Origin of the sequence: Cellulomonas septica (assembly GCF_012396155.1) — a bacterium.
Taxonomy (GTDB): domain Bacteria; phylum Actinomycetota; class Actinomycetes; order Actinomycetales; family Cellulomonadaceae; genus Cellulomonas; species Cellulomonas septica.
Genome location: NZ_JAAXOY010000290.1, coordinates 1 through 4,309 on the forward strand (window position 1 = coordinate 1; position 4,309 = coordinate 4,309).

Sequence of the window (4,309 nt, forward strand, 5' to 3'; positions counted from 1 at the left end):
CCCCAGGCGCGCTCCGCGGGCGGTCGTGGGTCGGGCGGGGCAGGCGGGTCCGACGGCGGCAGGGTCACCGCCCGGGGACGCCGCGGCGGATGCGGTCGGTGAGCGCCTCGTAGGTCGACCCCGGACCCTCCCAGCGCGACTCGACGAACCACGTCGCGCCGGCCTCGGCGAGCGCGTCCGCGTGGTCCTGCGCCTCGGCCGGGTCCTCGGGCAGCACGCCCTGCAGGACGATGTCGAACGGTCCGGCGTCGGGCGCCCGGTGCTCGCGGACCCAGGCGGCAATCTCGGCGACATGCTCCGGGCCGAGGTTCTCCATCGCGCGGTCGCCGCGCAGCTGCGGGATGACGCCGTCGTAGCGCAGCGCGCGGCCCATCGACCGGTCGCTCGGGAACGCCCCGACGACCCAGATCGGCACGCGCGGCCGCTGGACGGGCCGGGTGCTGATGCGCAGGTCCTCGACCTTGTGGTGGTGGCCGTCGTAGGAGAACGTCTCGCCGCGGAAGGCCAGGTCCAGGATCGCGAGGTGGTCGTCGAGCAGCTCGGCGCGCTCGCGCGTGCTCGTGAGCTCCCCGGACACGCCGACGAAGCCGCGGTCGATCGGCACGCCCAGCCCCGCGGGGATGACGAGCCGGCCGTTCGACAGATGGTCGACGGTCACGGCCTGGCGCGCGACGACCCACGGGCGGCGGCGCGGGAGCGCGAAGACGAGCGCGCCGAGCGTGATGCGCTGCGTGCGGACGGCGGCCGCGGCGAGCACCGCCCACGGGTCCCACACGTCGCCGTCGAGGCCGAGGTCGATCGCGTCCCACGTGAAGAAGCCGTCCCAGCCCGACTCCTCGGCGTCGACCGCCATGCCGAGCACCTGCTCCGTCGTGCCGAACGTGCCGACGATGCCGAACTTCATCGTTCCCCCTGTCGTCGCAGCCGATGCCGGCGACGCTACCGACGACCACCGACATCCCCCGACCCGTCGCGGGACGGGCCAAAGGCCTTGGGCGTGTGGGTGGTCCGTCGGAGGATGGGCGCGTGACCGACGACGCCCACGCACCGGCGAGCCCGGCCCAGCCCGATCCCCGTGCTCCGCAGACGCCCCCCGACGTCGACGCGTCCGCGGACGACACCACCCCGCCCGACCGTCCCGGCTGGGTGCGCGACACCGTCGTCTTCCTGTCCGGCCAGACGGTCTCGCTCTTCGGCTCGATGCTCGTGCAGTACGCCGTGCTCTGGCACCTGACGCTCGAGACCCGCTCGGGTGCGGTCCTCGCGCTGTCGTCGGTGTTCGGCTTCCTGCCGCAGGCCGTGGTCTCGATCTTCGGCGGCGTGTGGGCGGACCGGCACAACCGCAAGCTGCTCGTCATCGGCGCCGACGCGACGATCGCGGTGACGACGCTCGCCCTCGCGCTGCTCATGCTGTCCGGCCACGACGACCTCTGGCTCATCTACGCGGCGCTCGCGATCCGCTCGGCGGGTGCCGGCGTGCAGACCCCGGCGGTCGCCTCGCTGGTCCCCCAGATCGTCCCGACGCGCCACCTCATGCGCGTCAACGGCATCAACGCCACGATCCAGTCCGCGATGATGCTCGTCGCCCCGGCCGCGGCGGCCGCGGTCTACGCGAGCGCGGACATCGTCGCGGTGTTCTTCGTCGACGTGGTCACGGCGGTGATCGGCATCGGGATGCTGCTCCTGGTCCCGGTCGCGACGATCGTCCGGACGCAGGGCGACGACGGCCCGACGAGCTACTTCGGCGACCTCGTCGGCGGGCTGCGGTACATCGCGGGCCACGCGTTCGTGCGCTGGGTGCTCGTGCTGTTCGCGGTCGTGTTCGTGCTCATCGTCGCCCCGTCGTACCTCACGCCTCTCATGGTGGCGCGCACCTTCGGGCCCGAGGTCTGGAAGCTCACCGCGAACGAGCTCGCGTTCAGCATCGGGATGCTCGTCGGCGGTGCGGTGGTCGCCGTGTGGGCGGCGAAGCGGAGCCGGGTGGGGCTCATCATCGGGTCGACGCTCGCGTTCGGCGGCATCTCGATCGGGCTCGGAGTCTCGACCAACCTGTGGGTGTTCCTCGGGTTCATGTTCCTGCTCGGCCTCGCGGTGCCGTTCTTCTCGACGCCGTCCACGACCGTCCTGCAGGAGACCGTCGAGCCGGAGATGCAGGGCCGCGTGTTCGGGTTCGTCGGCATCGTCATGGCGGTCGCGATGCCGCTCGGCATGGCGGTGTTCGGGCCGCTCGCCGACGTCGTCAGCGTCGAGCTGCTGCTGGTCCTCGCGGGCGTCGCGCTGTTCGTCGTCGTGGGCGTCGCGCTCGCGATGCCGTCGGGCCGGCGCGCGGTCGAGGACGCCCGGCGGCAGTCGGCGGCTCCGGAGAAGGACGCGGTCTCGACGGACGCGTGACGACGGCGCCGTGACGAGCTCGGCGCGAGGCGCGGCGGAGGACCGGGCTCCCGAGCCGCTCGCCGACGGGTCTCAGGCCGTCCGCACGACCGGCTGCCGCAGGATCGTGCGCAGCTTCTCCGGAGCGGTGCGACGCGCGTCGCCGAGGTAGATCTCGTGGTGCTTGCCCGTCAGACGCAGGCCCTGCGCGGGGACGAACTCGTGGTGCAGCGCGTCGAGCACGGGCCCCTCGGCGTCGTACGGGCCGACGTGCAGCGTCTGGACGCACAGCCCCTCGTCGAGCCGTTCGAGCCGGACCTCGTCGAGCCGCGGCGCACCGCCCTTGCGCGCGACGGTCTCCCGCGCGGTCCCGACGTGCTCGGCGGTGAGCCAGTCGGGCGTGAGGACCAGCAGCGTCCAGTCCCAGCGGGACTTGTCGAGCTGGCTCGTGAACGACTCCATGTCCGCCGACCACCACAGCCCCTCGAGCGGCATGACGGTGTAGTCGCGGCCGAGCTGCGTCTTGCTGAGGAACTTCAGCGCGTACGCGAGCGGGTACAGCGACGACACGGCGGCGGTGTACTCGGGTGCGGTGTTCGGGTCGCCGTGCCCGTCGACCGCGAGGTACGTGAGCGGGGGGACCTCGACGACGTCGAACCGGCCGCGCCGGGCCGTGTACGTCGGGATCTCCTTCTTGAGGTCGACCTTGCCGGCCGCCGGCCCGTCGCGCATCCGTCCTCCGTCGCCTCGATCGTCGCTCGTCCAGCATCGTGCCAGGTCGGGATGCGGGACCGGTCCCGCTGCCGCAGGCTGAGGCCCCGCCCGCTGCTCCCCTCCCGGAGGTCCCGTGCCGACTGCCCTGCCGCCCGTCCGCGGAGTCGCCCTCGACGACGCCGTCACGCAGGTGCTCGGACCGGACGCGACGCTGCGCGACGCGCAGCAGGACGCCCTGCGCGGCCTCGCCGAGCGGGACACGCTGCTCGTCGCCCGGACGGGCGCGGGCAAGTCCGCGGTGTACGCGATCGCGACGCTGGTCGCCGCGCGGCTCACGCTCGTCGTCTCGCCCCTCGTCGCGCTGCAGCGGGACCAGGCGCAGTCGCTGCGCGAGGTCGGCCTGCGCGCGGCCACCGTGAGCTCCGCGGTCTCGCGCGGGAAGCAGGCGCAGGCGCTCGACGACGCGGCGCACGGGCGGCTCGACGTGCTGCTCCTCGCACCCGAGCAGCTGCACCGCGGCCCGGTCGTCGAGGCGCTCCGGGACGCCGACGTCGGCCTGGTGGTCGTCGACGAGGCGCACTGCGTGAGCGAGTGGGGGCACGACTTCCGGCCCGACTACCTGCACGTCGCGTCGGCGGTGCGTGCGCTGGGCGGACCGCGGGTGCTCGCGATGACGGCGACCGCGTCGGCCCACGCGCGCGACGAGATCGTCGAGCGGCTGGGCCTGGACGACCCGCGCGTGCTCGTGCACGACGCCGACCGCCCGAACATCTGGCTCGGCGCGGTCCCCGCGTCGACGCCGGGCGACCGCGACGCACGCGTCGTCGACGAGGTCCTCGCCACGGAGGGCGCCGTCATCGTCTACGCGCGGACGCGGTCGCACACCGAGGAGCTCGCCGAGCTGCTCGACCGCGCGGGGCGTCCGGCGCTCGTCTACCACGCGGGCCTCCCGGCGAAGGAGCGGGCGCGGGTGCAGGACACGTTCCTCGACGGGCGGCACGACACGGTCGTCGCGACGAGCGCGTTCGGCATGGGCGTCGACCGGGCCGACGTGCGGGCCGTCGTGCACGCGGGCCCGCCGCCGTCGCTCGACGCGTACTACCAGGAGGTCGACCGGGTGCGGGACACGAACGGCTCGGCCGCGAGGCGCTCGACGACCCGCTCGAGATGACGCATGTCGCGCGCGCGGACCTGCACGACGAGGTCCACGTCGCCCGTGACCGTG

4 protein-coding genes and 1 pseudogene are annotated in these 4,309 nt (G+C 73.9%); 2 read left to right on the forward strand and 3 right to left on the reverse strand.

Annotation, left to right across the window (positions count from 1 at the left end):
* Window positions 1–64: 64 nt before the first annotated feature.
* The gene (locus HGA02_RS11735) at window positions 65–904 is read right to left on the reverse strand and encodes an LLM class flavin-dependent oxidoreductase (protein WP_168679162.1); all 840 of its coding nucleotides are present in this window, start codon (window positions 902–904) and stop codon (window positions 65–67) included.
* Between the two features lie 122 nt (window positions 905–1,026).
* Between HGA02_RS11735 and HGA02_RS11740 the strand changes: the two genes are divergently transcribed.
* Window positions 1,027–2,391 (forward strand): MFS transporter, encoded by a 1,365-nt coding sequence (locus tag HGA02_RS11740; RefSeq protein WP_168679163.1) that lies wholly within the window; start codon window positions 1,027–1,029, stop codon window positions 2,389–2,391.
* Window positions 2,392–2,463: 72 nt separating this feature from the next.
* Here the strand turns inward: HGA02_RS11740 and HGA02_RS11745 are convergent, their stop codons facing one another.
* Complete coding sequence (locus tag HGA02_RS11745; protein ID WP_168679164.1) at window positions 2,464–3,102, reverse strand: GyrI-like domain-containing protein; 639 nt, start codon at window positions 3,100–3,102, stop codon at window positions 2,464–2,466.
* Window positions 3,103–3,274: 172 nt separating this feature from the next.
* Here HGA02_RS11745 and HGA02_RS11750 point away from each other — a divergent pair.
* Window positions 3,275–4,153, forward strand: a pseudogene (locus tag HGA02_RS11750) (RecQ family ATP-dependent DNA helicase); the annotation flags it as partial.
* Window positions 4,154–4,182: 29 nt separating this feature from the next.
* Here the strand turns inward: HGA02_RS11750 and HGA02_RS20965 are convergent.
* A complete protein-coding gene (locus tag HGA02_RS20965) occupies window positions 4,183–4,260 on the reverse strand; it encodes a hypothetical protein (protein WP_246247709.1) in 78 nt (25 codons plus the stop codon).
* Between the last annotated feature and the right edge of the window lie 49 nt (window positions 4,261–4,309).